Genomic DNA, 26,158 nt, shown 5'->3' with positions numbered 1-26,158 from the left:
TGTGCCGGGGGGTGTGTTCGGGTGCGGTGTCCGCCCCCGGCCTGCTCCCTGGCTCGGCCGGGGGGCCAGCGCCGTCCTGGCGGCCGCCGGACGCGCTTGGCCCTCGCCTTGACATACGCTGAAGGTGCATGATTTGCGTGGAGTCCGAACCCGAAGGGGGAGTCATGCCCAGGCAGGGGTCTCGCTGCTTCCTCGTCGTGAGGGCGCAGGAGTGGATGTGTGCGCTGCCTCTCGAGGAAGTAGAGGAGACGATGAGGCCGCTGCCGGTTGCCCCGGTTTCCGCGGCACCGGTCTTCGTGCGGGGTGTGTCCCTGGTGCGTGGCACGCCGGCTCCGGTGGTGAGCCTGTCGGCGCTGCTGGGCGGGGCCGTGGCCGAGGGCGGCGCTGGCCGCCGGTTCGTCTCGCTGCGGGTGCCCGAGGGGCGCATGGCGCTCGAGGTGGATGAGGTGCACGGCTTGCGCTGGATGGAGGAGGGCGGCCTGGACTCGGTGCCCCCGCTGCTGCGCGCCACCGCCAGCGGCCACCTCCAGCACCTGGGCTCGTTCGATGGGCGCCTGTTGGCCCTGCTGGGGACGTCCCGGCTGCTGCCCGAGGAGCTCTGGCGCCGCCTGGAGAATCCCTCCGGACAGGGGGGCGCGTGATCGCCACGCCCGCCCGCACGCCGCTCGTCCGCTTCGTCGCGCTCGTGGAGCAGCGCCTGGGCCTGCACTATGAGCAGGGCCAGTGGGGCGAGTTGGAGACGCTGCTCGCGGAGCGCGCCGGGGCGGGCGTGGAGCGTTACCTGGAGCAACTGGCCTCTCCTTCCTCGCAGGCCGAGTGGAAGGCGCTCGCCGAGCGGCTCACGGTGGGGGAGACGTACTTCCTGCGCCATCCCGCCCAGCTGGAGACGCTGGTGGATCAGGTGCTGCCCTCCTTCCTGAGCCAGACGTCCACCATCCGTGTGCTGTGCGCCGGCTGCTCCACCGGGGAGGAGCCCTACTCCATTGCCCTGCTCGCCCGTGAGCGCGGCCGGGTGGACGCCTCGCGCCTGCGGCTCCTCGGCATCGACGTCAACCCTCGCGCCATCGCCCACGCCCGCCGCGCCTGCTACTCGCCCTGGTCGCTGCGCGCCGTGCCCAGCGCCATGCGCCAGCAGTGGTTCCAGCGCACCCCCGAGGGTTTCGCCCTCCAGCCCAAGGTGCGCGACCAGGTCATCTTCGAGGAGCGCAACCTCCTGGAGGAGGCCTCCGCCTTCTGGGCCCCTGGCTCCTTCCACGCCATCCTCTGCCGCAACGTCATCCTCTACTTCCCTCAGGACGTCATCCGCAGGATCATCGCCCGCATGGCCCAGGCGCTGGTTCCGGGGGGCTACCTCTTCATGGGGCCCAGCGAGACGCTGCGTGGCATCTCCGAGGAGTTCGAGCTGCTGCGTGGCGGCGATGCCTTCTATTACCGCCTGAAGCCCCCGGCGCCGCCCACCGTCTCCGTGGCCCAGGCCATGCCCGCGCCCGAGGCCGCCCAGCGGGTGGCCGCGCCGGCTCCCACGCCGCCGCCGGCACCGGACGGATTGGAAGGGGTGCTGCAGCTGCTCGAGGCGGAGCGCTACACCGATGCCTGGGCGCTGCTGGAGTCGCTGCCCCAGGATCCGAGCCCCAAGTCCCTGCTGCTGCGCGCGGTGCTGCACCTGCACGCCGGGCGCCTGTCCCAGGCCGAGCAGCTGGGCCGGCAGCTCCTGTCGGCGAGCGCCACCGAGGCCCCGGCCTACTACCTGCTGGGGTTGTGCCTGGAGCAGAGCGGGGACGAGGCCGGTGCCCGCGGCCGTTACGCCGCGTCCGTGCGTGCCGAGCCCACCTTCGCGCTGGCCCACCTGCGCGCGGGCTCCCTGGCGCGCCGGGCCGGTGACATGGTCGACGCCCGCGTGGCCCTGCGCATGGCCGTGTCGTTGCTGCCCCAGGAGAAGCCCCTGCACCTGTCACTCTTCGGTGGAGGCTTCGGCCGCCACGGACTGATGCAAGTGGGCCTGCAGGAGCTGCAGGCCTGTACGGAGGTCTCATGAGCCTGCCTCGCACCCGGACGGCACTGCGGCTGGACGAGCTGCGTGACGGCTTCGATTCCTCCTTCACCCGCCCGCCCCCTCCGCAGCAGGATCCCGGCGAGGCGCTGTTGCGGCTGCGCGTGGGCGGCTCGCCCCTGGCCGTGCGGCTGGGCCACCTCTCCGGTCTCCACCTCATGCCCCGGCTGGTGCGCCTGCCGGGCGCCCCGGCCTCGCTGTTGGGCCTGGCGGGGCTCCGCGGGCAGCTCATCGCCGTGCACGACCTGACGGCGCTGCTGGGCCTGCAGTCGGGTGAGCCTCCCCGCTGGCTGCTGCTGGCCGGTGGGAGCCGGCGCGTGGGGTTGGCCGCGGCCGGCTTCGAGGGGCAGCTGCGCGCCACCTCGGAGCAGCTGCGCTCGGGTGGTGGCGCCTCCGCTGCCCATCCCTTGTTGAGCACCAGCGTCGTCCTGCCAGGCGCCCCCCCGCTGCCCGTGCTCGACGTGGATTCCCTCGTGAGAAAGCTGCTGGAGGATGCCTCCGGTCCTCAACAGGGAAGATGATGAAGCGCTTGTCGACATGGACGCTGCTCCAGCAGTTCGCCGCCGCCGTCGTCATGGTGTCGCTGTTGATCTGCCTCTTCGTCGTCCTGGCCGTCAGGACGACCCGGCGGTTCACCGGCACCGCTGTCGCCGTGGAGCACTCCCACGAGGTCATCACCGGCCTGGAGCGCGTCCTCTCCAGCGCCAAGGACGCGGAGACGGGGCAGCGCGGCTACGTCCTCACCGGTGACGCGTCCTACCTCGAGCCCTACACCGCGGCGCAGGGCAGCATCGACGCGGAGCTCGAGCGCGTGCGCGGCCTCGTCGCCGGCAATCCCGTGCAGCTGCGGCACCTGGAGGCGTTGCGGTTCCTCGTCACGCAGAAGCTGGCCAGCATGAAGGCCAACGTCGAGCTGCGCCGCACCCGGGGGTTCGAGGCCGCCCTGGCCGCCATCAACACCGGGGAAGGCAAGGCCATCATGGACGACCTCCGGCGCGTGGTGGCGGAGATGCGCGAGGTGGAGCAGCGGCTGCTCGAGGCGAGCGATGAGCGGCTGATGCGGGACTCGGAGTCGTTCGAGCGGCTGTTCATGGTGGGCGGCGGCGTGGCGATCCTCCTGGTGATGCTGGCGGCCACCCTGGTGGGCGCCGGGCTGCAGAAGAAGATTGGCTCGGCCATCGAGCAGGTGCAGGGCTCCTCGGCCGAGCTCCAGTCGGCGGCCTCGCAGCAAGCCACCGGCGCGCGCGAGCAGGCCTCGTCCACCACGGAGATCTCCACCACCGTCAAGGAGCTGCTGGCCACCTCGCGGCAGATCGCCGGCAGCGCGCAGCAGGTGGCGCGCGTGGCGGACGAGACGGCCGGTGCCGCCCGTCACGGCAACGACACGGTGCTGCATGCCCAGGAGGCCATCGACACGGTGAGCCGCCAGGTGGACGCCATCGTCAACCACATGCTGGAGCTGGGCAAGCGCTCGCAGGAGATTGGCGGTATCGTGGACATCATCAACGACCTGGCCGAGCAGACGAACATCCTCGCCATCAACGCCACCATCGAGAGCGCCGGGGCGGGCGAGCACGGCAAGCGGTTCGCCGTGGTGGCCGATGAGATCCGCAAGCTGGCGGACCGCGTCGGTGGAGCGACCAAGGACATCCGCGTGCTCATCGACGAGATCCGCGCCGCCTCCAACACCACCATCATGGCCACCGAGGACGGCTCCAAGGCGGTGCTGAGCAGCTCCCGGCAGTTCACCGACGTGGCCGGCAGCTTCCGGCGCATCACCGAGTTGGTGCGCGCCAACCTGGACGTGGCGCGGGAGATCGAGCTGAGCACCCAGCAGCAGACGACGGCGGTGGAGCAGGTGAACACCGCCATCCTCGAGGTGGCGCAGACGGCACGTCAGTCGGAGTCCAGCTCCGCGCAGACGTTGCAGACGGCCACCCGGCTCATCCAGCTTTCCAAGCAGCTCCATGCCATCATCGACTCGCGGGCCTCCGCATGAGCCTGGACAACGATCCCTACCGCTATTTCCGTATCGAGGCCCGCGAGCTCATCGAGCAGCTCACGCAGGGCCTGTTCTCCCTGGCCGACGGTGAGGGCAGTGCCCAGCTCGTCCCGGAGCTCTTCCGCTATGCGCACACCCTGAAGGGGGCGGCGCGCGTGGTGGGGCAGGTGCCCCTGGCGGAGCTGGCGCATGCGGTGGAGGACGCGCTGACGCCCTACCGCAGCAGCGGCCAGGTGCTGCCCGTGGACAGCGTGCACGAGTTCCTGCGCCTGGTGGGGCAGATGGCCGAGGCGCTGGACGCGCTGGATGCACCGGCGCCGGAGCCCGACTCCGAGACGGCCCAGGCCGAGGCAGCCGTGGCGGCCGTGGCCTCGTCGGTGGCGGCCCCCGAGGGCCCCACGTCCGAGGTGGTGCGCGTGGAGCTGGCGCGGCTGGACACGCTGCTGGAGGGCCTGTCCGAGGCGGTGGTGCAGCTCGGTGGTCTGCGCGGTGTGGTGGAGTCGCTCGCGCAGGCGCACCACGGGGCGGACACCCTCATCGAGCAGCTCACCGCGCCGGTGGCCTCCAATGGCTCGCCGGCGGAGCGTGCCCGCTGGCTGTCGCGCGTGCTGTCCGTGACGGAGGGCCTGCGCGCCTCGCTGGTGAAGGCGGGGCGGCAGCTGGGCGGTGGACTGGGGCAGGTGGAGTCGGAGCTGGGGCGCCTGCGTGACGGGGCCAACACCCTGCGGCTCGTCCCGACGCAGACGCTCTTCGGGCCGCTGGAGCTGGCCGCGCGTGACGCGGCCGCCTCGCTGGGGCGCCAGGTGGAGGTGCTCGCCGAGGGCGGGGACATCCAGATTGACGGGCACGTGCTGGCGGCGGTGCGCCAGTCGCTGGTGCACGTGGTGCGCAACGCGGTGGACCACGGGCTGGAGACACCCGACGAGCGGCGGGCGGTGGGCAAGTCCCCCACGGGCCGCTTCTCGCTGAAGGTGCAGCGGCGCGGGGGGCGCGTCTCCTTCGTGTGCGAGGACGACGGGCGCGGCGTGGACCTGGGGCGGGTGCGCCAGGTGGCGCTGGAGCGCGGCGTGGTCTCCCCCTCCGAGGCGGACGCCCTGGACGAGCAGGGGCTGCTGGAGCTGCTCTTCCGCTCCGGTTTCAGCACCGCCCGCACCGTCACCGAGGTGTCCGGCCGCGGCGTGGGGCTGGACGTGGTGCGCGACATGGTGCGCCGCTTCAAGGGCGACGTGACCATCACCTCCCAGCCGGGGCTGGGCACCTGCATCACGCTCGAGGTGCCCCTCACGCTGGCCTCGCTGGAGGTGCTGGGGGTGGAGGCGGGTGGGCATCGCCTGCTCGTCCCCCTGGAGTCGCTCAGCGGCGCCCTCCACCTGCCCGCCGAGGCCGTCTCCTGGACGGGCTCGCGCGCCTCCATCTCCTTCGGGGGCGAGGTGCTGCCCTTCCTCCCGCTGCTGGATGCGATGGGGAACCCGGGCGCGCAGCGGCCCCGCGCCTGGTCCGTGCTGGTGCTCAACGCGGGCTCCGTGGGACGCGCCGCAGTGGGCGTGGAGCGGTTGCTGGGCATCTCCCGCCGGGTGAGCCGGCCGCTGCCCTCCAGCGTGCCCCCCCTGCCGCTGGTGGCCGGGGCGAGCTTCGACGAGCAGGGCGTGCCCGTGCTGCTGCTGGACGCGGCCGGCCTGGTTCGCCTGGTGCACCAGGGCTCCTCGGGCAGTGTCGCCAAGGTGCGCACCTCGCAGAAACACCGCATCCTCGTGGTGGACGACTCCGTCACCACCCGCATGCTGGAGAAGAGCATCCTCGAGGCCGCCGGCTACCAGGTGGAGCTGGCCGCGTCCGGCGAGGAGGGCCTGGAGAAGATTCAGCGCGGCGGACACGATCTGCTCATCGTCGACGTGGAGATGCCGGGCATGACGGGCCTGGACGTCACCCGGCGCATCCGCTCCATCCCCGCCCTGCAGGGGCTGCCCATCCTCATGGTGTCCTCGCTGGCCACCGACGAGGACAAGCGGCGCGGCAAGGAGGCGGGCGTGTCCGCCTACATCGTCAAGGGCGAGTTCCAGCAGCACAGCTACCTGGACACCGTCTCCCGGTTGATCGCCTCCGGGCGGAGGCCGGCATGAGCCGTCTGCGGGTGCTCGTCGTGGACGACTCGCTGACGGTGCGCCGCCGGCTGGCGGATGGCTTCGCCCTGGACACCACGTGCGAGGTGGTGGGTGAGGCGGCCGATGGCCAGCAGGCCTTCGAGCAGTGCCAGCGCCTGCGGCCGGATGTGGTGACGATGGACCTGGTGATGCCCAAGGTGGACGGGCTGCGGGCCACCGAGCTCATCATGGCCCACTGTCCCACCCCCATCGTCGTGCTCTCGGCGGCTGAGAATCGCACCGAGGGCCTGCGGACGATGGATGCGCTGGCCGCGGGAGCGGTGGACGCGGTGGACAAGCCCTCGGGCCTGCTGGACTCCAAGTGGATGCAGATGCTGCTGTCGCGGGTGAGGGTGGCCTCGCGCGTGCGCGTCATCACCCACGTCCGGGCCCGGCTGCGGCAGGAGCCGGCCCACGCACCGCCGCGGGTGCCGGCGCCCCTGGTGCCGCCGCGCCTGCTGGTGATGGGGGCCTCGACGGGAGGGCCTGCGGCCGTGCGCCACATCCTCCGCTCGCTGCCGGCGGCTTTCCCCCTGCCGGTGCTGCTGGTGCTGCATATAACTGAACACTTCGACACCGCCATGGCCGAGTGGCTGGAGGCGCAGAGCGGCCTGGTGGTGCGCAATGCGGTGGATGGGGAGGCGTTGCCGATGCCGGGCCGGTTGAGTGTGAGGATGGCGCCGGGCAACCGGCACCTGGTGGTGCGCAGTGGCCGGCTCCGGCTGGTGGACGGGCCGGAGCGGCACTCGTGCCGGCCCTCGGTGGACGAGCTTTTCGAATCCGTGGCCCGGGAAGTGGGGGCGGCCGCCATCGGCTGCCTGCTGACGGGCATGGGGCGGGACGGGGCGGAGGGGTTGATGGCGCTGCGACGCGCCGGGGCCGCCACGGTGGTGGAGGATGAATCCTCCTGCGTGGTATTCGGCATGCCGCGCGAGGCCATTCGGCTCGGGGCCGCTCAGCACGTGACGGAGCTGACGGAGATTCCCCCCCTGCTGACGGCGCTCGCCCGAGCGGGAGCCAGGGAAGGAACGGCATGAAGGCACGTGTGCTCATCGTGGATGACAGCGCAACGGTCCGGGCGGACATGCGCGGGGTGTTGAGCGCCGCTGGCTTTGGCACCACGTTGTGCGAGAGCCTGGGGGCGGCCCGCAAGGCGCTGAGCGAGGGTGAATTCGACCTGGTCATCCTGGACATGGTGCTGCCGGATGGAGAGGGCGTGGATCTGCTGGAAGAGCTCCGGCGCGTGCCCCGCACCTCGCACCTGCCCGTGTTGATGCTCTCCACCGAGGCCGCGGTGGTGCAGCGGCTCAAGGGCCTGTCGCACGGCGCCAATGACTACGTGGGCAAGCCGTATGATCCGGCGTACGTGGTGCGGCGGGCGCACGAGCTGACGCAGGTGCCCGAGCAGGATGGCACGCCGCGGCTGGTGTCGGCCGGCAGGCGCCGGCGGGTGATGGTGGTGGATGGCCGCATCGACTTCCGCCACCGCGCCTCGGATGCGCTGCGCAAGGACGGCCACGACGTCATCATCGCCGAGTCCGGCGAGGACGCCATGCGGCTGCTGGAAGCTCAGCCGGTGGACTGCATCCTGTTGGACCTGGAGATGCCGGGGCTGGATGGGCCGGAGTGGGTGCGCGCCGTGAGGACGTTGCCGGGCACGGCCCAGGTGGCCGTGGTGGGGTTGACGGCCGGCTTCGACGCGAAGCTCATCTCCGAGGCCCTGGCGGTGAAGGTGGATGCCTTCTGCTCCAAGACGGAGGACATCGAGGTGCTGCGCGCGCAGGTGCGCACCGAGCTGCGGCGCCGGGCGGAGTCCGAGCAGCAGCAGGCCCCTCCTGTTCCCATGCCGCGGAACCCGTCGGGCTCCTTCCCGCCCCTTCCCCGGACGCCGTCTGGCGCCCACCATCCCGCGATTCCGGCTCCGGCGGCGCATGCGGCCCCGGCGGCGCATGCGGCCCCCGCTCCCGCGCCGTCCGCCGGTGCGTTGCCGGGCGCGCTCTTCGAGGCGCTGGTGGCGCGCTGTGGCCTGTCTCCCGTCATCGCCACCTCCACCATGACGCGCGCGTGCAAAAAGGCCGGGGTGGATCCGCAGTTGCTCACCGTCGCGTCGCTGACGCGGGCGCTGCCGACCATCCGCGACATGCTGCACATCTTCCTGGATGCCCAGGAGGCGGAGCGGCGCATCCAGGCCATCCAGGCGCTGACCAAGACCGACGCTGGCGCCCAGGCCCGCTCCCGCGGCTCCTGACGTCCCCGGTTACCGCTCGCCCGCGCGCAGCCCGGCGCGGGCGCGGCTCAGCCCCACCGCGTAGAGCACGGCGAGCGCCGCCAGGCAGGCCAGTCCCAGCCAGGTGTAGCGCCGGATGAGCTCGAGCTCTCCCCAGCGGTAGACCTCGACGAGCTTGGAGGCGTCGCTCAGCCCGACGTTCTCCATCTCGCCGAAGGGAATCCGCTCGAAGTCGGTCCGGGCGGCCCACCATTCCGAGAAGGTATCCATGAAGGCCGCGGCGCCGATGGCCAGGTAGCCCCAGTGCAGCGCGCCCCGGCGCAGGGCGGAGTCCCTGGGCGCGTAGACGGTCGTCATGAGGAGGCTGCCGAGCACGAAGCATCCGGCGTCGCCTCCAAACGAGACGAGCATGTGGCCCTTCCAGGGGGACAGCACCTGGGTGCCCACGAACTGGAGGCCGAGGCACGTGGCGCCCGCGATCATCCAGAGCCGGCTCCGGGTGAGGTAGCCGCGCAGGAGCATCCCCGCGAACAGGGTGCCCATCACCAGGAAGACGACGGTGGAGCGCTCCTCGCTGGTGCGGGTGACCCAGGGGCCAGGCATGGAGGGAAAGCCGCAGAACCAGGCGGTGACGGCGTGGCCCAGCTCGTGGATCCACATGGAGAGGAAGATGCGCAGCAGGCGGCCCCAGATGGGGGAATTCACGAGCAGCCAGGCCACGGTCAGCGCGACGGGGAGGGCGAACAGGCGCACCCGCAGCTCGCTCCGCGCGTCCTCCAGGTCCCCATTCCAGGACAGGCCCGCGGGAGGCAGAGGCGCCGGGGGCTCGGCCGGAGCTGGAGCGGGAACGGGGGCTGCCTGCGCGGCGAGCTGTGCGGCGCGGACCTCGGCCCTGGCGTAGAGGACGCCGCACTTCGGGCACTCCGGCGCGAGGATGCGCGGCTCACCACAGCGGGGGCAGACCCTGGGCAGCGGGTTCTCCATCGGGTGTAGTGTACATGGCCCATGGAACGGAATGAGGCGTGAGGGTCCTGGGACGGTGGGCTCCGCTCCTGGCCGTGCTGCTCGGGACATTGGCGTGGCCCCCGGTGTGGTGGGGGAGCCCGCCGCACTCGGCGGACCACAACGTGCACCTGGCCAACGCGGTGGAGGCCGAGCTCCTGCTGCGCTCCGGGCGGCTGGTGGGCTGGAGTGATTTCCAGTTCGCGGGCCACCCCGCCAACGCCTTCTATCCCCCGCTGGCCAACCTCTGCGTCGGCTCCGTGCACCTGCTCACCGGGGGCCTGCTGGGGTGGGATGGGAGCTACTGCGTCGTCCTGGGGCTGTTCCTCGGGGGCTTCGCGCTGGCGCTCTTCGTGCTGCTACGTCCGGTGCTCGGCCCCTTCTGGGCGCTGGTGGCCCTGGGCCTCTGCCTCTTCGTGGACCGGGGCGGGACGTACGCGGGAGGCCGGCATTGGTACCTCGACATGGGGGTCTGGCCCTTCGGGGCCTCCGTGGCCCTGGTGCTGGCGGCGCTCGCGCGGCTGCCGGACGTCCTGGTGCGAGGCGGACGCCGCGAGGTGCTCGTCCCCGGGGTGCTGCTGGGCCTGGCGCTGCTGGCCCATCCCTTCGCGCTCGTCCTCTTCTTCCCGCTGGCCGCGTTGCAGGTGGCCGTCTTCTGGAGGGAGGCGGGCGGGGGCCTCCACGCGCCCCGGCGGTGGCTGGCCGTGTCCGCCCTGGGCCTGGGGCTGGCGGCGTGGTGGCTCCTTCCCTTCCTCCTCCGGGGCTCTCAGGCCGAGCACGTGGGGGCGATGCCCCAGCCCCTGGCGAAGCTGTGGAGTGGGGTGTGGGGCGGCGAGCTGGTGCCGGGGCTCCCGGGCTGGGTGGGGCCGCTGGCCGTGGTGGGCTCGGGGGTGGCGTGGTGGAAGGGGGGGGCGCGCGGGCGCTGGCTGGTGCTCGCCACCTGGGGCGCGCTGCTGCTGACGACGGCGGGGCCCTACTGGCTCCTGGGCCTGGAGAAGCACCGGGCCATCGAGGGCGTGCAGGTGGTGCGCTTCCGGGCCGTGGGGCGCCTGTTGCTGGTGGGGCTCGCGGTCCTGTCCGTGAAGGAGCTGGCCGCCGCGCTGCGCGAGCGCCGCCGGTGGGGGGCGGGGACGCTGGGGCTGCTGGTCTGCGCGGGCCTCGGGGTGTGGCGTTTCCGGGGGGGAGATCCTCCGGGCGGCACGTCGGAGCCGCCCAAGCAGTTCCAGTGCTACACGGCCGAGGAGGAGGCCGGGCTGGCCCGATTGCTGCGGGAGCTCCGCCCGAGCCTGGGGCCGGGGCGGCTGGCGCTCTACAACCCCTCCGAGCACCACCACTGTCTGCTGCTGGCGGTACCGCGGTTGGAGCGCCCCTTCTTCAAGGTGGGCTACACGCCGGCCACCGTCTTCGGCGGCAAGTTCAGCACCCGGGAGCCGCGCATGCTGGGCCACCTGGGGGTGACGGCGGTGCTGATGGATGCGCCCGCGACGGGGCCGCTGGCCGGGCTGCCGGTGCTCGCGCGGTGGGGCCGCTTCGAGGTACGCGAGGTGCGGCCGCTGCCCCGGGTGAGCGCCTCGGCGCCGGGTGCGGCCGCGGAGGTGCTGGCCTGGGAGGACGAGGTGGTGCGTCTGCGCCTCACCGGGCCCGCGTCCACCGAGGTGCTGCTGTGGATGGGCTGGGCCCCCGAATGGGAGGCCACGCGCGAGGGCCAGACGGTGCCGCTCGAGCCGGCGCTCGTCGAGGGCGCGCGGCTGATGAAGCTGCACGCGGGCCCGGGCGAGGTGGAGCTGCGCTACGGGCCCTCGCGAGGAGCGCGTCCGGCGGCGCTCCTCTCGGTGCTCACCCTGCTGGTGGTGGCGTGGGCGGCACTGTCCCGTCCACGCCGTCCTCCCGTCAGTGCAGGGTCTTCTTGATGCGGCTCATCCGCTCGTGGGTGCGCTTCTGCGCGGGCAGCAGCTCCATCCGGACGAAGCGGCGGGCCTCGCCATGCGTCTTGTCCATGTCGCGCTGGTAGTCCGCGAGGCCGTGGTCCTCCCCTTCCTCGAGGGCCTGGATGGCGGACTTCTCTCCGAGGAGATCCGCGCCGCCCTGCACCAGCTTGGCGAAGGTGCCCCAGAGGCCGGAGCCCTCCACGGGCTTGCCGCCGAGCTTCTCCACGCGCACGCGGATGGCCTCCACGCGCTGTTCGTGGTCGTGCATGCAGTCCTCCAGCTGGCTGCGAATCCGGTCATCGGACACATGGCCGATGGCCTTCCGGTACGTCTCGACCGCTGAGATTTCACCGCGAAGGAAGGAGTTGAGAGTCTCCACATCGGTGGTGTTCGCCATGCGCTTGCGCCTCCTGCAGGAGATGACTCGCGCAAAGGTGATGCTCCCTCGTGGAGCGGCAACGAGCGCTCCTGGGCATGACCCCTCTCCGGAAGAGCGGAGAGGGGCTTGCCTGCCCGCCAGTTCCCAGGGGCTCAGCCGCCCTGGGCCGCCGGTGCCGCGGTGCCCTCCTGGGCCTTGGCCCAGAGCGAGAGCAGCTCCGCCTCGCGCTCGGGGGGGAGCCCGGCGCGCGGCTTGTTGCGGCGCTCCTCGGGCAGGCTCTTGAACCACTCGAGCGAGTCCCGCGTGGTGACGACGGGCGAGCGGAACTTCAGCCCGGCCTGCACTGCCCGGGTGTTGCTGCGCAGGTGCATGCCCGCGTAGGCCCCGAAGGCCGGCGCCCAGATGGGCAGCGCGCCCTCGCCGTCCTCGCCGTTCTTCAGGAGGAACTCCCCGGGCACCCAGACGAGCTTCGTGTCCTTGCCCGTCACTTCCTTACAGGCGGCGAACATCTCCCCCATGCTCCAGGGCTTCTCCGGCCCCACGGCGTTGAAGGAGCCGGTGGTGTTGCGCTCCACCAGCAGCACGAGCCACTCGGCCAGGTCGCGCACGTCGATGATCTGCAGCGGATCCGACGGGCTGCCCGGCGCGAGCATCTCGCCGCCCTGCTCGTAGCGCAGGGGGAAGTACGTGTAGCGGTCCGTCCGGTCCTCCGGGCCGACGATGTAGCCCGGGCGGACGATGGTGGCGCGGCCCGGGAAGGCCTTCTCCGCGGCCACCTCGCACGCGCGCTTCAGCCCACCGTAGTTCTCGTAGTTCTTGCCCATCGTCTCGACGTTGGGATCGGCGAGCGTGGCCATCGCCGCGTCCTCGTCCGCGTTGGGCGTGTCGTTCTTCGCATAGGCCGAGACGCTGGAGATGAAGATGTACTGGCCGGCGTTGGGGGCCAGCAGGGACGCCGAGGCCTCGACGATGCGCGGGTAGTAGCCCGAGGTGTCGAGCACGGCGTCGAACGAGCGGCCCTCCAGGGCCTTGAGGCCCTCACCCTTGGTCGGATCTCTATCGCCGTGCAGCTTCTCCACGTCCGGGAAGAGCTCCGGCCGGGTCTTGCCTCGGTTGAAGAGCGTCAGCGAGTGGCCGCGCGCCTGGGCCGCGGTGACGAACGCCGGGCCGAGGAAGCCCGTGCCACCGAGGACGAGGATCTTCTTCTTGGAGGCGGGGCGGCCATCTCCGGACGCGGCCCGCATGCCCGGGGCGCAGGCCGTCAGGGCGGCTGCGGCCAGGGAGAACTGGAGGAACTGCCTTCGGGAAGTGGTCATGGTCGGGAATCGAGGGGCTTGGAGCAGGGAAGGCGTCCGGGCCAGTGACGGCCCGGCTCCCTGGTTGCTCCCCACGACACCCGGCGGCTTTTTCTATTCCCAGCCCGGGGCGCTCAGGCCGGGAAGGGATGCTGGGGCGTGGGCAGGGACGGGGCCGGCTGAGGCGGGCGCACCCCGGTCCGCTGGATGACGGCCCGCGCCATGTCCTCCCCATGGCGCATGCGCAGCCGGATCGTCTCCTGGCTGAAGTCGAGCGTATCCCCCATCGGCTTGCTCGGTTCGACGAGGGTGATGGGGCAGTGGACGTAGGGCGTCCCATCGTCCTTCTTGAGCGTCACGCCCGCCGCTTGCGCCTGCTCCACGAGCTGGTTGATGCGGACGAACTCGCTCACGTCATTGCGCAGGATTTCGTTGATGGTGATGTCGGTGAGGCTGCGCTTGGCCACGTCCAGGATGTTGGCGGGGGGCTTCACCGTGTCGATGCCCGGCGAGCTGCAGGGGAGGACGATGATCTCGGTGGGCTTGAAGCCCAGCGCGTCCCCGAGCGGGGTGACGTTGCGCAGGCCACCATCCACCTCGGCCTTGGGGCCGATCGCCTCCCAGATGACGGGCATGGTCGCGCTGTGCCACACCGCGTCCAGGAAGTCCCGCTCCGGCACGTCGCTGGAGACCAGCTCGTACTCTCCGGACACGAGCGAGACCCGGCCGACATGGGCGGGGACGCGGAAGGGCCGCCCCGTGGCGTGCTTCTCGATGAGCTTGCGCAGGGGCGCGTCGTCGTAGAACCCGAGCTTGTGCTGGACGGCGAGCCGGAAGGCGATGATGGGCCAGGAGAACTTCCGGTAGATGTCCTCCTCGCGGATGTTCAGCCAGAGGTTCATCAGCCGCGCATACTCCTGCTGGGCGAGCAGCGTGGCATTGAGGGCTCCAACGGACACCCCGAAGATGCGCTCCCAGCGGAAGCCGAACTCCTCGCGCAGGACGCGCTCGGCACCGATTTGAAAGGCCCCCTTGGCACCCCCGCCGGACAGCACGAGCGTGGCGACTCTCTCCGCCATGGCAGTCTCCTTTGTTGCGGCGATTCATACCGGCGGCTCACGGGGGGCGATATCACCCGTGGGCGCGAGGCAAGGGACTCGCGGGAGACAGCCGGTGGCCCGGCGGTACGAGGTTCACCCGGCGGGGGAGGGGAGCCGGGGAATGGCCGCGTCCGCCAGCTCGCCCGCGACGAGGGCCGCGCCCCGGTTCTCGCAGGCCTCCCACATGCGCAGGAAGGCCTCGGCCGAGGAGAAGAGCGGATCCATCTGCGCGTCCGTCAGGCCCACGTGCACGAGATCCCGGATGAAGTCCGGCAGCAGGCCGACATGGGCCAGCCCGTCGGTGTTGAAGTCGAAGTCGCGGGAGCCGGCGCGCGCCTGCCGGAAGAGGATGTCCGTGCGGTACAGGGTGCCCGAGTAGGGCAGGGGCGGCTTGTTGCGCTGCAGCATCTGCTGCACGGGGCGCCGCTTCTCGCGCAGCGTGTCGTCCTTCAGCCCGGCGGCGGCGTGGGGCCCGTAGCGGGGGCCCGGCTGTTGGTTGAGGCCGTTGAAGTCGGTGCCTATCGCCACGCCGCCGGAGCCCACCTCGTGCAGCAGCGAGAGGGCGTACTGGTAGGACTGGGCCCACGTCTTGGACGAGCGCGCGCAGTCGTTGTCCACCGTGCTGCCGGGAAAGTCCTTCAGCTCGTGCTGGTTGGTGATGGGGGCCAGCAGTCCGCCCAGCTCGAGGATGCGCCGGGCCTGGGCGCGCGTCTTCATGTACTCGCTGGCGCGCTTGGCCTTGCGGCTCGTCTCGTGGTGCTCGAGGCCCTGCTCGCGGAAGGCGCAGTGCGAGGCGACGAGGGGGTAGCGCGCCTGCCCGGCCAGGGCGAGCACGTCGTTGGTGCAGCGCTCGGACATGTGCTCCACGTCGAGGATGAAGCCCTGGCGCATGGCCTCGCGCAGGAAGGCCTGGCCCGTGGGGGTGAGCCCCAGCTGGTTGACGTGGCCCTGGCCCGGGGCGTTGAGGGCGTAGCCCTTCGGGTAGTGCGTCCGGCGTGTCAGCTCGTAGAGCATGACGGCCGCCTTCGTCTGCGTCTCCATGTCCTGCCCGAGCCGGAAGCCCACGTCGGAGGCGCCCTGCACGTCGAAGTAGCGCCCGCGCAGGAAGTGGTTGAGCAGGTTGAATTTGTCGTCGTAGACGGCGGCGCCGCCGAAGCTGTTGTTGGCCAGGTGCAGCGGCGTCATCATCCGGAAGCCCAGGTCCCTCAGCCAGCGCAGGATGCGGGGCAGCTGCTCCAGCGAGAGGGGCTGCTGGTTGAGGGCTTTCCGGTCGCCCAGGAGGCTGTCCAGGGAGTCCACCTCCACGCCGGCCACCACGGCGAGCTTGCCGGAACCCACCAGCTGGCGGGCCTGCGAGGCGCTCAGGGCCAGCCCCATCCAGTCCGCGTGCCGCTCGGTGAAGCGGCGCAGCTCGCGCATCTGCTTCTCGATGGAGGTCTCGTCCTTCTCGGGGTGGTGGAACTCCTCGGCCAGCAGCTCGTTGTTGACGGCCACGCTGCACAGCAGCCGCAGCCCTCCGGCATGGGCCCGCTGCAGCCAGTCCACGAACATCTGCTGGTGGATGAGCGTGTTGAAGGTGGGCCAGTCGGCGTAGGTGCCATGGCCGCAGGGGCCGTGGCCCAGGCCGCCCTCGATGAAGGCCTGCACCAGCGGCCAGTCCTTGCCAAAGTTGCCGAGGCCCCACTTGCCGTGGAGGTGGAGGTCACAGCGCGCGAGCGCCTGCTCCATCTTCCCATCCGGGAAGCCGGCGAGCATGTGCCCGCCGAAGCCCAGGTGCGCCATCACGTGGCAGTGCAGATCGGCGAATCCGAACACGGGGGACACCATGAGAGCCTCCGAGGGTCAGTGCGTGGCGGGGCCGATCAGCCAGCGGGCGCGGGCCCGGGCCACCACCTCGCCGGACTCGTCGGTGAGGTCGGCCTGGACGTCGTACTCGTGCCGCTCGCCCGCGGTGGCGATGGGGGCGCGGCACTCGGCGGTGATGGAGCCGCGGGCCTTGCGCAGGTAGTCCATCTCCAGGTGGGTGATGATGCCCCGCATGCCCTCGGGCAGGCCGGACATCATCGCCACGCCGGTGGCCACCTCGCCCAGGTTCATCAACGCGATGGCGTGCACCGAGCGCAAGTGGTTGCGCACGGCGCGCCGGTCGCGCATCCGCACCCGGGTATAGCCCTCCTCCAGGGTGAGCACCTCGGGGCGGATGGTGCCGGTATAGGGCGCGAGGTTGCCGAGGATCTGCCCCATGACGACGCCCCCGCCGGGGGCATGGCGCAGCAGGCTCCACGCGCGGCGCAGGGTCTCGGCCGAGGCGAGGCGGTTGAGGGACTGGGTCAGGCTGGAGAGAGGGGACATGGGGGAAAGGACATAGCATCCCCCTGTCCCCCGGGAAGGCGCTTCGGTGGGCGTTCGTCTACAGGATGTAATTGGCCAAGAAGCGCATCCCGTCACGAAGCAGTAGGCTGTCGGGGCTGTCTGGAGGCCCGTATGCCCATCCTGCTCACGCGCTCGCCCCTCGAGGTCGCGTTCTTCGTCTTCGGCATCAACCTGCTGCGCTACGTGCTCTTCGCCGTGCCGGCGTTCCTGCTCTTCCACCGGTGGACGCCCCAGCGCGCGCTGTCACGGCGGCTCGGCCCGGGGCCCGTCAGCACGGCGCAGGCGCGCAGGGAGGTGTTCTACTCGGTGGTGAGCCTGGGCATCTTCGGGCTCGTGGGCGTGCTGATGTACGCGCTCTCCCGGGCCGGGCTGTCCCGCATCTACGCCGATGACCGGTACGGGACGGCGTGGTTCATCCTGTCCATCCCGGTGATGCTCTTCCTCCACGACACGTACTTCTACTGGACGCACCGCTTCATGCACTGGAAGCGCGTCTTCAAGTACGTCCACCGGGTGCACCACCTGTCGAACAATCCCTCGCCGCTCGCCGCCTACGCCTTCCACCCGCTGGAGGCCGTCATCGAGACGGGGATTGCTCCGCTCATCGCGCTCACGCTGCCGGTGCACCGCGACGCGTTCATCATCTTCCTCACCATCCAGCTGCTCATCAACGTCACGGGGCACCTCGGTTTCGAGATGTATCCGCGCGGCTTCCTGCGCTCGCCGCTGGGGTGGATCTTCAACACGACGACGCACCACCACCAGCACCACCAGAAGACGAACTGGAACTTCGGCCTCTACTTCAACGTGTGGGACCGGCTCCTGGGCACCAACCACCCCGGCTATGTCACGGCCTACGAGGCCACCACCGAGGGGACGGACGCCCGCGACGCCGCGCTCACTGCCTCCTCCCCACGCTGAGGCGCTCGCGGCGGACCGGATGCCTGCCCGCCAGACGGCCGTCGTGAGCCCCTGGCCCGGCTTCTCCGGGTGCCTACCTTCGAGGAAACGGCCTGAACGCACTTTCAGGTGGCGCGGGCCGGCTTCCACGAGAGGACTTCAAGCAATGGCACGTGCACGCAAGCAGACCCGGAGCAGCAGCGGACGGGAGGCGCTCCGGAAGAACGGGATGATGGCGCACCTGCTGGACTCGCTCGACGCGGGCCAGGACATCGGCCACTACGGCCGGCTCGTCTTCGCCATGGTGGCGCGGCACTTCCTCGACGAGGACGAGCTGCGCGACACGCTCCTGCAGGACCCGGCCTTCGACGAGCGGCAGGCCATCTCGCTCATCGAGCAGGTGAAGGGGCGCGACTACAGCCCACCCCGGCGCGAGAAGGTGCTCCAATTCCAGGCGCAGCAGGAGTTCCCCATCTGCCCCAACGCGGAGGATCCGGACGCCTGCAACGTCTACAAGGATCTCCAGTTCCCGGAGAGCGTCTACGAGCACATCGGCGAGTACCGGGAGCAGAAGGCCCACGCGCACGAGGACGACTCGCAGGCGGCCGGGAGCCCCTAGCCTCGCCCCCTAGACTCGGGAGACGGGAGGCAGGTGCGCCAGCAGGCGCCCGAGGTCTGGCTGGAGCTCGTCCGGGGCGGCGGTGGCGAGCGTCCCGGCGTCGTGGTTGCCCCAGGTGACGGCGTAGGTGCGCAGGCCCGCGGCCTTGCCGGCCTGGATGTCATGGGTGGTGTCTCCCACCATCCAGAGGCCCTCGGCGGTGCCCAGCGCGGCCAGGGCCCGGTGGATGACATCCGGGGCGGGCTTGTGCGGGAAGCCATCGGTGCCCTGCACGTGGTCCAGCGCGGGCGTCAGCCCGAGCGCCTCGACGAAGCGCCGGGCCATGTCCGTGCGCTTGGTGGTGGCGATGGCCAGCCGGTAGCCGCGCTCGCGCAGCGTCTTCAGCAGCTCGACGACGCCGGGGTAGGGGCGCGAGCGGTTGGTGAAGTTGCGCGCGTAGTGCTCGCGGTAGACGGTGCACAGCGAGGCGGCGTGCGCGGGCGCGAAGTGCGTGTACATGTCCTCGAGCGGATGGCCGATGAGCGGGCGCACCTCCGCGTCGGTGGGGGCGGGGAGTCCGAGGCTCGTGAAGCCGTACTGGAAGCTGGCGATGATGTCCGGCAGCGAGTCCACCAGCGTGCCGTCGAGGTCGAAGACGATCGTCTTGTGCGGGGGCGTCATGGGGAGCCTGGGCATTCTGTGCTATTCGCGGCGGCGATGGCGCGCAAACGCATCCTGGCCCTCGTCACCCTGCTCCTCGCCGTGCTGGCGGCCACCTGGCAGCGCGCCCGGGCCATCGAGATGCTGCCCCCGGACTTCGACGAGGGCATCTACCTCCCCCTGGCGTACCGCTACGCGGAGATGCTGGCCGGAGGCCGCTGGGGCGAGGTGATGGCGTACCGGGAGAACTTCGAGCACCCACCGTTGGTGAAGCTCCTGTACGCCTCGGAGCTGAGGGTGTCCGGGACGCCCGAGCCGGATTGGGAGACGGTGCACGTAGGGCGCCCCATTCCGGAGCCCGCCGTGCCCGTCTTCCGGCAGACGCGCTGGCTGTCCGGGGTGCTGGGCATCCTCCAGGTGGGCCTCATCGGGCTGGTCCACCCGGTGGGCGCGCTCCTGCTCGCGTTCGACTCGTACCACGTGAAGTACACCTCGCAGGCGTACCTGGAGGCGGTGCCCGGTCTCTTCGCCGTGCTCGCCGTCCTGGCCTTCGAGCGGGCCCGCCGGAGGGCCCGGGAGGCGGGGCGGGGCGAGCCCTTCCAACTCGCGCCGCTCGCGCTCTCCGGGGCGCTGCTGGGCGTCACGGCCGCGGGCAAGTACCCGTACGGGATGGTGGTCGGGCTGGCCTTCCTGCCGTTCCTGGCCGGGTATGCGCGAGGCCGGGTCCGGGTATGGGCCGCCCTGGTGCTCCCGGCGCTGGGGATGTTCCTGCTCGCGCACCCGGCCCTCTGGCAGAGCCCCGTGGCTCGCTTGTGGGAGTCCATCACGTTCCACTGGGACTACTCGCACAGCAAGCACGTGGTGCGCTCGGCCCTGCCCTGGTACCAGCCGCTCTATCACCTGACGCACGCGACCCCCACCGAGTGGCACAAGGGCGTCTTCGCCACCGGGGCCACGGTCTGGGTGCTGCTGCCGCTGGCCGCCCTCGGGTTGCCGGCCACGCTGCGCCAGCGCCCCGTCTGGGCCGCCTGGGCCCTGGTGGGCCTGGTCTTCCTGGTGCTCTGGCCCACCAAGTGGGCCCAGTACCTGCTGCTCGTCCTGCCCCCGCTCTGCGTCTGTGCCGGCCTGGGGGTGAGCACCCTGTACGAGTTCGCGGCCTCCGTGCTGCGGCGGCGTGTGTCAGGCAGCGATCAGCCGAGCCAGGGCTGAGGCTTCCCGGGCGCACATCGGGCCCGGCTATGATCGGCCCTCGCCTGGAAAGGATGGGCGCCGTTCGTTGATCACCTTCGATGATTCGCAGTGGCCGTTGCTGTCGGTGACCTTCACGGGGACGCTCTCGGCGCAGGAGTTCGACGACTACCTGTCGAAGATGACCGCGAGCCTGAGCCGCGGCGAGAAATACCTGTCCCTGCTCGACACCCGCGGGTTGTCCAGCGCGCCTGGCATGGAGCAGCGCCAGCTCCTGGTGGCCTGGGTGCGGCGGAACGAGCCCGCTCTGCGGCAGCTGCTGCTGGGCAGCGCGTTCGTCATCACCTCGCCCTTCATCCGGCTGGCGATGAACATCATGTGCCAGCTCAAACCCATGCCCAGTCCGTACACCATCGTGGGGGACCTCAAGGTGGCGCGGGCCTGGACGGCCGAGCGCTTCCGCGCGGGGGGTCTCGTGCCTCCCGCCTCGCTGCTCGAGCCGCAGGGGGCCGCCTCCACCGGCACCTGGGGACGCCGCTAGCCGGGCATCCAGGCGGGGCCTTGTCCTCCTCCCCGGAGAGCATCCGTTTGCATCCGGCGGTCTTCAGTGGTTAGGGGAGGGATGGGTACCCCCATGGCCACGCAGACTCGCTACGCGCATCCCTTCCTCCCCGTCACCCGTGCCGACATGCAGGCCCGGGGGTGGGAGCAGCTCGACATCATCATCGTCTCCGGCGATGCGTACGTGGACCATCCCGCGTTCGGCCCGGTGCTCATCGCCCGGTTCCTCGAGGGCCGTGGCTTCAAGGTGGGCATCATCTCCCAGCCGGACTGGCACTCGGCCGAGCCCTTCAAGGCGCTGGGCAAGCCCCGGCTCTTCTTCGGGGTGGCCGCCGGCAACCTCGATTCGATGCTCAACCGGCTCACCGCGCAGAAGAAGAACCGCTCGGAGGACCAGTACAGCCCGGGCGGGCGCACCAACTGCCGGCCGGACCGCGCCAGCATCGTCTACGCCCAGCGCTGCCGCGAGGCGTACCCGGACGTGCCCATCATCCTCGGTGGCATCGAGGCCTCGCTGCGCCGCATCGCCCACTACGACTACTGGAGCGACAAGGTGCGCCGCTCCATCCTCATGGACGCCAAGGCGGACCTGCTCGTCTTCGGCATGGGCGAGCGCCCCGTCTGGGAGGTGGCCGATCGCCTGCGCCGGGGCGAGAAGATGGAGGACATCCGCGACGTGCGCGGCACCGCGTACATCATCAACGACGCGGAGATGAAGGCGCACGAGGCGGACCCGGCGAAGCGGGCCGCGGACCAGAAGGTGGTGGTGCTGCCCTCCTACGAGGAGGCGGTGGCGGACAAGCTGGCCTTTGCCCGCATGTCGCGCGACTTCCAGATGGAGACCAACCCCGGCAACGGGCGGCCCCTGGCGCAGCGGCACGGCAACCGCGCCGTCTACTTCAACCCTCCGGCGCGCCCGCTGGAGGACGGCGAGGGCAAGGGCGACAACGCGTCCGTGGCCATGGACGAGCTGTACGACCTGAACTTCAACCGCGTGCCGCACCCCATGTACAAGGAGCGCATCCCCGCCTACGAGACGGTGAAGCACTCCATCGTGCTGATGCGGGGGTGCTTCGGCGGGTGCACCTTCTGCTCCATCACCGAGCACGAGGGCCGCGTCATCCAGAGCCGCAGCGCCGAGAGCGTGCTGCGCGAGGTGCGGGCCCTGCGGCGCATGGGGGACTTCCGCGGCACCATCACGGACCTGGGGGGCCCCACGGCCAACATGTACAAGCTCAAGTGCAAGAGCGAGGACATCGAGCGGCGCTGCCGCAAGCTGTCCTGCGTGCACCCCGGTGTCTGCGAGAACCTGCAGACGGACCACGGCCCGCTCATCGACGTGATGAAGCAGGTGCGCGAGGAGCCGGGCGTCAAACACGTCTTCATCGCCAGCGGGGTGCGCTACGACCTGGCCGAGCGCTCGCCCGAGTACGTGAAGGAGCTCGCCGCGCACCACGTGGGTGGCCAGCTCTCGGTGGCGCCCGAGCACGTGTCTCCCCGCGTGCTGGAGAAGATGAAGAAGCCCGGCATCGAGAGCTTCGAGCGCTTCCAGCACATGTTCGCCTGCGCGAGCGAGGAGGCCGGCAAGGAGCAGTACGACATCCCCTACTTCATCAGCGGGCACCCGGGCTCGGCGCTGGAGGACATGGTGGAGCTGGCGCTGTGGCTGAAGCAGAACGGCAAGCGCCCGCGCCAGGTGCAGGACTTCATCCCCACGCCCATGTCGGTGGCCACGGCCATGTACTACACGGGGATGGATCCGCTGAAGATGGAGCCCGTGTACACGGCGAAGGGCCTGCGCGAGAAGCGGCTGCAGAAGGCGCTGCTGCTCTTCTGGAACCCCGAGCACTGGCCCCTGGCCCGCGAGGCGCTGCAGCAGGCCGGCCGCGAGGATCTCATCGGCCGCGGGCCGCACGCGCTGGTGCCGCCGGAGACGGCCGCCGAGGCCTCGCGCCGCAAGCAGACCGAGGCCCGCGAGCGTCAGGAGCGGCGGGCCCGCTGATTATCCGCCGGTGAACAATCCACCGGCTTTCCCACTGTGCCGGGGCTTTCCAGAATCCCGCGAAATAAGAGATGAACCCTCCGTTCCATTGAACGGAGGGGGAAGTCTTGAAAGTCATACAGGGGTTGTTCCTGGTGTGTGCGTTGGGGCTGTGCATGCAGGGCGGCGAGGCCGAGGCCCGCGTCCGCAGCAACACGCAGGTGCGTCTGCCCAACAACCAGTACCTCGCGGACGTGACGGGGGACGGGGTGGCCGAGTTCATCGCGGTGAAGGGCGACAAGCTCTTCGTGGCGAAGACGAACTTCGAGGCCCACGGCGTCCTGTACGGGAAGGCCTTCACCACCATCAAGCGGGTGTTCACCGGATATTTCTGGGACCGCACGAAGGAGCAGATCTGCACCATCGAGTCGGATGGGTACACGGACTGCTACATCTCCAACGCGGGCAACACGGGGCTGCTCACGGGCCTCACGCAGGTGAGCTTCGTCGCGGATGACGAGCACGCGATCGTAGGGGACTACAACGCGGACGGGTACGACGACGTGCTCGTCTTCAAGCCCTCGACGGGCGCGTTCCGGATGTACACGCGCCTGTCCTCGGGGGTGTTCGGGTTGATGCCCAACTTCAGCCTCGGCAACATCTCCAACCCCAACGACTTCAAGAACGCGCGCGTCTACGCGGGCGAGCTCGGCACGGGCTCGCCCCGCCGGGATGATCTGGTCATCTTCGAGCCGGCCACCGGGCGCATCGGCCGCTACGAGTCGGTCGTGGACGGCAGCGGGGTGAACACCTTCTGGTGGGCCTTCTGGACGTACAGCCTCGTGGCCAGCAACGAGGAGGTCACCCTGGCCAACATCGATGGCGACGGCACGGATGATCTCGCGCTGCACAGCGCCACCGGTGGCTACCGCTTCTTCAAGCTGGACTATGGCTCCGGTGGCCTCGTGCCGCTCTCGTACGGCGCCGGCCAGCTCTCCACGGCCGCCAACGCCAACCTCTTCTGGGGGAAGTTGAAGAGCATCCCGGGCGAGCCGGGGGCCAACCGCGATGACGCGCTGGTCGCCTCGGGCAGCTACTTCCACCGGGCCGACGCGCGGTGGACCGGCAGCCAGTACACGTACTGGTGGGTCTACACGCAGCAGATCCTCAACCTCGACGTGGACCAGGACGGCGACGGCATCCTGACGCTCCACGAGCTGGGCGGCTACGACACCAACAGCGATGGCGTCTCCGAGACGCCGCTCCACAGCTACGGGGCCTCGCCCTTCGGGAAGGACATCTTCGTCGAGGTCGACTACATGGCGGCGGGCACCGGCGAGGCCGAGAGCCACATCATGAAGCCGGCGGCGGTGAACCTGGCCGTCCAGGAGATGGCCAAGTTCGGCATCAACCTGCACATCTTCGTCGATGACCCGGTGACGCACGCCACCAACCTGGGCAACCCCACGTTCGACTGGGTGAGGGACCTGGACCCCATCAAGAACGCGAACTTCACGCCCGGCCGGGCCCCGTTCTTCCACTACTGCCTGTTCGGTCACAACTATGACGGGGGCACCAGCTCCGGCCTGAGCCGCGGCATCGTGGCCAGTGACTTCCTCGTCACGCTGGGCAGCTGGGACTACGGCACTGGCACCGTCGAGCAGCAGACGGGCACCTTCCTCCATGAGCTGGGCCACAACCTGGGCCTGATGCACGGCGGCGTGGACCACACGCACTACAAGCCCAACTTCCTCAGCGTGATGGGCTACCTGTACCAGATGAGCGGGGTGCTGAAGGACGGGACGCGCCAGTTCCTCTACTCCGAGATGGACATGAACAACCTCGATGAGAACAACCTCTACGAGTGGTCGGGCGTGTCCACGGGCAACACCAACGGGAACCGGTTCCAGACCTATCTCCGGGGTCCGGGCTACTGGGTCACCGTCAACAACGCGGTGGATTTCGACGGGAACGGCTTCTACAACTCGGGCGCCCGGAGGGATCTCAATGGCGATGGCGCCTTCGGCATCCTCTACGGCGGGCCCAACGAGTACGCCCGGCTGAACTTCAGGGGAGGCTCCGTCGGCTCGGCGGGCATGAGCCTGCGCACCGAGGAGCAGGACCCGTTCCTCCAGACCGTCCTCCGGGACGAGCTGACCGTGGAGCAGTACCTCGAGCACGTGGCCCCGCTGGAGCGAGAGCTTCCGCCGCTGGACACGCGCTCGCTCGACAAGCCGGTGCGCACCTACCAGCCGCTCTTCCTGAAGCCCTAGCCGGCGGCAGGGCAGGGCGGGACCTCCGCGGGGGCAGGCACCAGCCGCCTGCCTCCCCGGAGGGCGAGCACCCGGGCACTCGGCCTCGGGTCCAACGCGCCTGGGCAGGGCCATTGCCAATTTTGGCGGCATGACGGACCTGTTCCAGCTCTTCGCCGTATCGGCGGTGGTGATGGGCATTGCCCAGACCCTCACGAAGGAGCGCATCTTCGCGCCCCTGCGCGAGCGGCTCGGCGGTAGGGAGACCTGGTGCGGTTACCTGGTGTCCTGTCCCTACTGCGCCTCCCACTACGTGGCCTTCGTGGTGGTGCCGCTCACGGGCACCTATCCCATCCGGGTGGTGGTGGGCGGCTGGGTGGGGACGGTGCTGAGCTGGTTCTTCTCCTCCATCCTCGTCACCGTCATCGCCGCCTTCTACCGGGTGCTCTTCTGGTTCGTGGACGAGGCGCAGGGCCTGGTGCGCCGGCGCCAGCGCACCGAGGAGGAGGAGACCGCCACCAAGCGGCTGGTGCGCAAGAAGGTGGAGCGGGAGCTGCCTCCCGGCGAGCGCGAGGAGCCGCTTCCCCCCGCGCCCCACTGACGGCCGCGCGGCGGTTGCTGGCCCCGGAGGGGATGGAGTGAGCGCTCCGCTCAGGCGCGGCGGCGGTAGAGGCGCTCCTGCACATCCACCTCGTCGTACTCGTTCTCGATGACGGTGTGGCGCAGCGTCTCGCCGCGGCCCAGCGCGAGCACGCCGAAGCGCCGCAGCGACTGGTTGAGCAGCCGGTACACCCGCCCCTGGAGCTCCGTGCCGAAGTAGATGAGCACGTTGCGGCAGAGGATGACGTTGAACTCGTTGAAGGTGCCGTCGCTCACCAGGTTGTGCTGGGCGAAGACGATGTTCTTGCGCAGCGAGGCCTTGAAGATGGCGTGGTCGTAGTTGGCCGTGTAGTAGTCGCTGAAGGCCGCGGTGCCGCCGGCGCGCAGGTAGTTGGCCGTGTACTCGCGCATGTGCTCCATCGGGAAGATGCCCGACTTGGCCTTCTCCACCACGGCCGCGTTCATGTCCGTGGCGTAGATGCGGCTGCGCTCGTACAGGCCCGCCTCCGTGAGGAGGATGGCCAGCGAGTACACCTCTTCACCCGTGGAGCACCCCGCGTGCCAGATGCGCACGAAGGGGGCGGAGAAGAGGTGGGGTACCACCTTCTCCCGGAAGGCCGCGAAGAAGCTCGGGTCCCGGAACATGGTGGTGGTGTTCACCGACAGGTGCTGCAGCAGCTCCTCCATGGCGGGAGGCTCGTGCAGCACCTTGCCCTGGAGCGCGGACAGGGTCCCCAGCTTCTGGGCGTGGACCATGTTCCACACCCGCCGCCGCAGGGACATGCGGGCGTAGCCCCGGAAGTCGAGGCCGTAGCGCCGCATGATGCCCTCGAGGAGCAGATCCAGCTCGATGTCCTCGAGGGCGTCCTCGCCCTCGACCGCCTCACGCACCAGCGCTTCCTTCATCGCCCGTTACCCGCT

23 protein-coding genes are annotated in these 26,158 nt (G+C 70.5%); 15 read left to right on the top strand and 8 right to left on the bottom strand.

Annotated elements, in window-relative coordinates:
* Window positions 1–128: 128 nt before the first annotated feature.
* From NR798_RS34630 to NR798_RS34600, 7 genes are read left to right on the top strand one after another with little or no spacing between them, the layout of a single operon-like run.
* Window positions 129–641, top strand: coding sequence for a chemotaxis protein CheW (locus tag NR798_RS34630; protein WP_375766817.1), 513 nt, complete (start codon window positions 129–131; stop codon window positions 639–641).
* Window positions 638–2,035 carry a CheR family methyltransferase gene (locus tag NR798_RS34625; protein WP_375766816.1) on the top strand — a complete coding sequence of 466 codons (1,398 nt, stop codon included), beginning with the start codon at window positions 638–640 and terminating at the stop codon, window positions 2,033–2,035. Before NR798_RS34630 ends, NR798_RS34625 begins: the two co-directional genes overlap by 4 nt.
* Complete coding sequence (locus NR798_RS34620) at window positions 2,032–2,571, top strand: chemotaxis protein CheW (protein ID WP_375766815.1); 540 nt, start codon at window positions 2,032–2,034, stop codon at window positions 2,569–2,571. The genes NR798_RS34625 and NR798_RS34620 overlap by 4 nt, the downstream gene beginning before the upstream one ends.
* Complete coding sequence (locus tag NR798_RS34615; protein WP_375766814.1) at window positions 2,568–4,049, top strand: CHASE3 domain-containing protein; 1,482 nt, start codon at window positions 2,568–2,570, stop codon at window positions 4,047–4,049. Before NR798_RS34620 ends, NR798_RS34615 begins: the two co-directional genes overlap by 4 nt.
* On the top strand, window positions 4,046–6,172 hold the full coding sequence (locus tag NR798_RS34610) for a response regulator (protein WP_375766813.1): 2,127 nt from the start codon (window positions 4,046–4,048) through the stop codon (window positions 6,170–6,172). Before NR798_RS34615 ends, NR798_RS34610 begins: the two co-directional genes overlap by 4 nt.
* Complete coding sequence (gene cheB / locus NR798_RS34605; protein ID WP_375766812.1) at window positions 6,169–7,230, top strand: chemotaxis-specific protein-glutamate methyltransferase CheB; 1,062 nt, start codon at window positions 6,169–6,171, stop codon at window positions 7,228–7,230. Before NR798_RS34610 ends, cheB begins: the two co-directional genes overlap by 4 nt.
* A complete protein-coding gene (locus NR798_RS34600; protein ID WP_375766811.1) occupies window positions 7,227–8,441 on the top strand; it encodes a PleD family two-component system response regulator in 1,215 nt (404 codons plus the stop codon). Before cheB ends, NR798_RS34600 begins: the two co-directional genes overlap by 4 nt.
* A gap of 9 nt (window positions 8,442–8,450) precedes the next feature.
* On the opposite strand, the gene NR798_RS34595 is transcribed toward NR798_RS34600, so the two are convergent.
* Complete coding sequence (locus tag NR798_RS34595; RefSeq protein ID WP_375766810.1) at window positions 8,451–9,404, bottom strand: hypothetical protein; 954 nt, start codon at window positions 9,402–9,404, stop codon at window positions 8,451–8,453.
* 38 nt (window positions 9,405–9,442) lie between these two features.
* Between NR798_RS34595 and NR798_RS34590 the strand changes: the two genes are divergently transcribed.
* On the top strand, window positions 9,443–11,332 hold the full coding sequence (locus tag NR798_RS34590) for a hypothetical protein (RefSeq protein ID WP_375766809.1): 1,890 nt from the start codon (window positions 9,443–9,445) through the stop codon (window positions 11,330–11,332).
* On the opposite strand, the gene NR798_RS34585 is transcribed toward NR798_RS34590, so the two are convergent.
* From NR798_RS34585 to NR798_RS34565, 5 genes are all read right to left on the bottom strand, one after another.
* Window positions 11,313–11,747, bottom strand: a complete 435-nt coding sequence (locus NR798_RS34585) for a DUF2383 domain-containing protein (RefSeq protein WP_375766808.1) — start codon at window positions 11,745–11,747, stop codon at window positions 11,313–11,315. The two genes, NR798_RS34590 and NR798_RS34585, sit on opposite strands and share 20 nt — an antisense overlap.
* 134 nt (window positions 11,748–11,881) lie before the next feature.
* A complete protein-coding gene (locus NR798_RS34580) occupies window positions 11,882–13,045 on the bottom strand; it encodes an SDR family oxidoreductase (RefSeq protein ID WP_375766807.1) in 1,164 nt (387 codons plus the stop codon).
* Window positions 13,046–13,158: 113 nt separating this feature from the next.
* Window positions 13,159–14,103: a patatin-like phospholipase family protein gene (locus tag NR798_RS34575; protein WP_375766806.1), complete on the bottom strand. Its 945-nt coding sequence runs from the start codon at window positions 14,101–14,103 to the stop codon at window positions 13,159–13,161.
* Window positions 14,104–14,217: 114 nt separating this feature from the next.
* Window positions 14,218–15,951, bottom strand: coding sequence for a membrane dipeptidase (locus NR798_RS34570; protein ID WP_375766805.1), 1,734 nt, complete (start codon window positions 15,949–15,951; stop codon window positions 14,218–14,220).
* 15 nt (window positions 15,952–15,966) lie between these two features.
* Window positions 15,967–16,476 carry a hotdog fold domain-containing protein gene (locus NR798_RS34565; protein WP_375766804.1) on the bottom strand — a complete coding sequence of 170 codons (510 nt, stop codon included), beginning with the start codon at window positions 16,474–16,476 and terminating at the stop codon, window positions 15,967–15,969.
* Between the two features lie 132 nt (window positions 16,477–16,608).
* Here NR798_RS34565 and NR798_RS34560 point away from each other — a divergent pair, with 132 nt between their 5' ends.
* Window positions 16,609–17,418: a sterol desaturase family protein gene (locus tag NR798_RS34560; RefSeq protein WP_375766803.1), complete on the top strand. Its 810-nt coding sequence runs from the start codon at window positions 16,609–16,611 to the stop codon at window positions 17,416–17,418.
* A 145-nt stretch (window positions 17,419–17,563) separates the two neighbouring features.
* Entirely contained in the window at window positions 17,564–18,016 is a 453-nt protein-coding gene (locus NR798_RS34555; RefSeq protein WP_375766802.1) for a hypothetical protein, read from the top strand.
* Window positions 18,017–18,025: 9 nt separating this feature from the next.
* Here NR798_RS34555 and NR798_RS34550 read toward each other — a convergent pair whose 3' ends face one another.
* Window positions 18,026–18,676: an HAD family hydrolase gene (locus tag NR798_RS34550; protein WP_375766801.1), complete on the bottom strand. Its 651-nt coding sequence runs from the start codon at window positions 18,674–18,676 to the stop codon at window positions 18,026–18,028.
* 36 nt (window positions 18,677–18,712) lie between these two features.
* On the opposite strand from NR798_RS34550, the gene NR798_RS34545 reads away from it, so the two are divergent.
* The 5 genes from NR798_RS34545 to NR798_RS34525 all read left to right on the top strand — a co-directional run bounded on the left by NR798_RS34545 (window position 18,713) and on the right by NR798_RS34525 (window position 25,238).
* Window positions 18,713–19,864: a hypothetical protein gene (locus tag NR798_RS34545; protein ID WP_375766800.1), complete on the top strand. Its 1,152-nt coding sequence runs from the start codon at window positions 18,713–18,715 to the stop codon at window positions 19,862–19,864.
* Between the two features lie 67 nt (window positions 19,865–19,931).
* On the top strand, window positions 19,932–20,384 hold the full coding sequence (locus tag NR798_RS34540; RefSeq protein WP_375766799.1) for a hypothetical protein: 453 nt from the start codon (window positions 19,932–19,934) through the stop codon (window positions 20,382–20,384).
* A 93-nt stretch (window positions 20,385–20,477) separates the two neighbouring features.
* Window positions 20,478–22,406: a YgiQ family radical SAM protein gene (locus tag NR798_RS34535; RefSeq protein ID WP_375766798.1), complete on the top strand. Its 1,929-nt coding sequence runs from the start codon at window positions 20,478–20,480 to the stop codon at window positions 22,404–22,406.
* 107 nt (window positions 22,407–22,513) lie between these two features.
* Window positions 22,514–24,658 (top strand): hypothetical protein, encoded by a 2,145-nt coding sequence (locus NR798_RS34530; protein WP_375766797.1) that lies wholly within the window; start codon window positions 22,514–22,516, stop codon window positions 24,656–24,658.
* Between the two features lie 130 nt (window positions 24,659–24,788).
* The gene (locus NR798_RS34525) at window positions 24,789–25,238 is read left to right on the top strand and encodes a hypothetical protein (RefSeq protein ID WP_375766796.1); all 450 of its coding nucleotides are present in this window, start codon (window positions 24,789–24,791) and stop codon (window positions 25,236–25,238) included.
* Between the two features lie 50 nt (window positions 25,239–25,288).
* Here the strand turns inward: NR798_RS34525 and NR798_RS34520 are convergent, their stop codons facing one another.
* Window positions 25,289–26,143, bottom strand: a complete 855-nt coding sequence (locus tag NR798_RS34520; RefSeq protein WP_375766795.1) for a CheR family methyltransferase — start codon at window positions 26,141–26,143, stop codon at window positions 25,289–25,291.
* Window positions 26,144–26,158 lie beyond the last annotated feature (15 nt).

It is taken from the genome of Archangium gephyra, assembly GCF_042230915.1.
GTDB lineage: Bacteria > Myxococcota > Myxococcia > Myxococcales > Myxococcaceae > Archangium > Archangium gephyra_B.
The sequence above is the reverse complement of the archived record's forward strand: the minus strand, read 5'-3'. Positions and strand labels throughout refer to the sequence as shown.

What these genes read in the sequence shown, in the direction of transcription:
- NR798_RS34630 (WP_375766817.1), top strand. Translation starts at nt 129, where the DNA reads ATGATTTGCGTGGAGTCCGAACCCGAAGGGGGAGTCATGCCCAGGCAG.
- NR798_RS34620 (WP_375766815.1), top strand. Translation starts at nt 2,032, where the DNA reads ATGAGCCTGCCTCGCACCCGGACGGCACTGCGGCTGGACGAGCTGCGT.
- NR798_RS34615 (WP_375766814.1), top strand. Translation starts at nt 2,568, where the DNA reads ATGATGAAGCGCTTGTCGACATGGACGCTGCTCCAGCAGTTCGCCGCC.
- NR798_RS34610 (WP_375766813.1), top strand. Translation starts at nt 4,046, where the DNA reads ATGAGCCTGGACAACGATCCCTACCGCTATTTCCGTATCGAGGCCCGC.
- cheB (WP_375766812.1), top strand. Translation starts at nt 6,169, where the DNA reads ATGAGCCGTCTGCGGGTGCTCGTCGTGGACGACTCGCTGACGGTGCGC.
- NR798_RS34600 (WP_375766811.1), top strand. Translation starts at nt 7,227, where the DNA reads ATGAAGGCACGTGTGCTCATCGTGGATGACAGCGCAACGGTCCGGGCG.
- NR798_RS34595 (WP_375766810.1), bottom strand. Translation starts at nt 9,404, where the DNA reads ATGGAGAACCCGCTGCCCAGGGTCTGCCCCCGCTGTGGTGAGCCGCGC.
- NR798_RS34585 (WP_375766808.1), bottom strand. Translation starts at nt 11,747, where the DNA reads ATGGCGAACACCACCGATGTGGAGACTCTCAACTCCTTCCTTCGCGGT.
- NR798_RS34580 (WP_375766807.1), bottom strand. Translation starts at nt 13,045, where the DNA reads ATGACCACTTCCCGAAGGCAGTTCCTCCAGTTCTCCCTGGCCGCAGCC.
- NR798_RS34575 (WP_375766806.1), bottom strand. Translation starts at nt 14,103, where the DNA reads ATGGCGGAGAGAGTCGCCACGCTCGTGCTGTCCGGCGGGGGTGCCAAG.
- NR798_RS34570 (WP_375766805.1), bottom strand. Translation starts at nt 15,951, where the DNA reads ATGGTGTCCCCCGTGTTCGGATTCGCCGATCTGCACTGCCACGTGATG.
- NR798_RS34565 (WP_375766804.1), bottom strand. Translation starts at nt 16,476, where the DNA reads ATGTCCCCTCTCTCCAGCCTGACCCAGTCCCTCAACCGCCTCGCCTCG.
- NR798_RS34560 (WP_375766803.1), top strand. Translation starts at nt 16,609, where the DNA reads ATGCCCATCCTGCTCACGCGCTCGCCCCTCGAGGTCGCGTTCTTCGTC.
- NR798_RS34555 (WP_375766802.1), top strand. Translation starts at nt 17,564, where the DNA reads ATGGCACGTGCACGCAAGCAGACCCGGAGCAGCAGCGGACGGGAGGCG.
- NR798_RS34550 (WP_375766801.1), bottom strand. Translation starts at nt 18,676, where the DNA reads ATGACGCCCCCGCACAAGACGATCGTCTTCGACCTCGACGGCACGCTG.
- NR798_RS34545 (WP_375766800.1), top strand. Translation starts at nt 18,713, where the DNA reads ATGGCGCGCAAACGCATCCTGGCCCTCGTCACCCTGCTCCTCGCCGTG.
- NR798_RS34535 (WP_375766798.1), top strand. Translation starts at nt 20,478, where the DNA reads ATGGCCACGCAGACTCGCTACGCGCATCCCTTCCTCCCCGTCACCCGT.
- NR798_RS34525 (WP_375766796.1), top strand. Translation starts at nt 24,789, where the DNA reads ATGACGGACCTGTTCCAGCTCTTCGCCGTATCGGCGGTGGTGATGGGC.
- NR798_RS34520 (WP_375766795.1), bottom strand. Translation starts at nt 26,143, where the DNA reads ATGAAGGAAGCGCTGGTGCGTGAGGCGGTCGAGGGCGAGGACGCCCTC.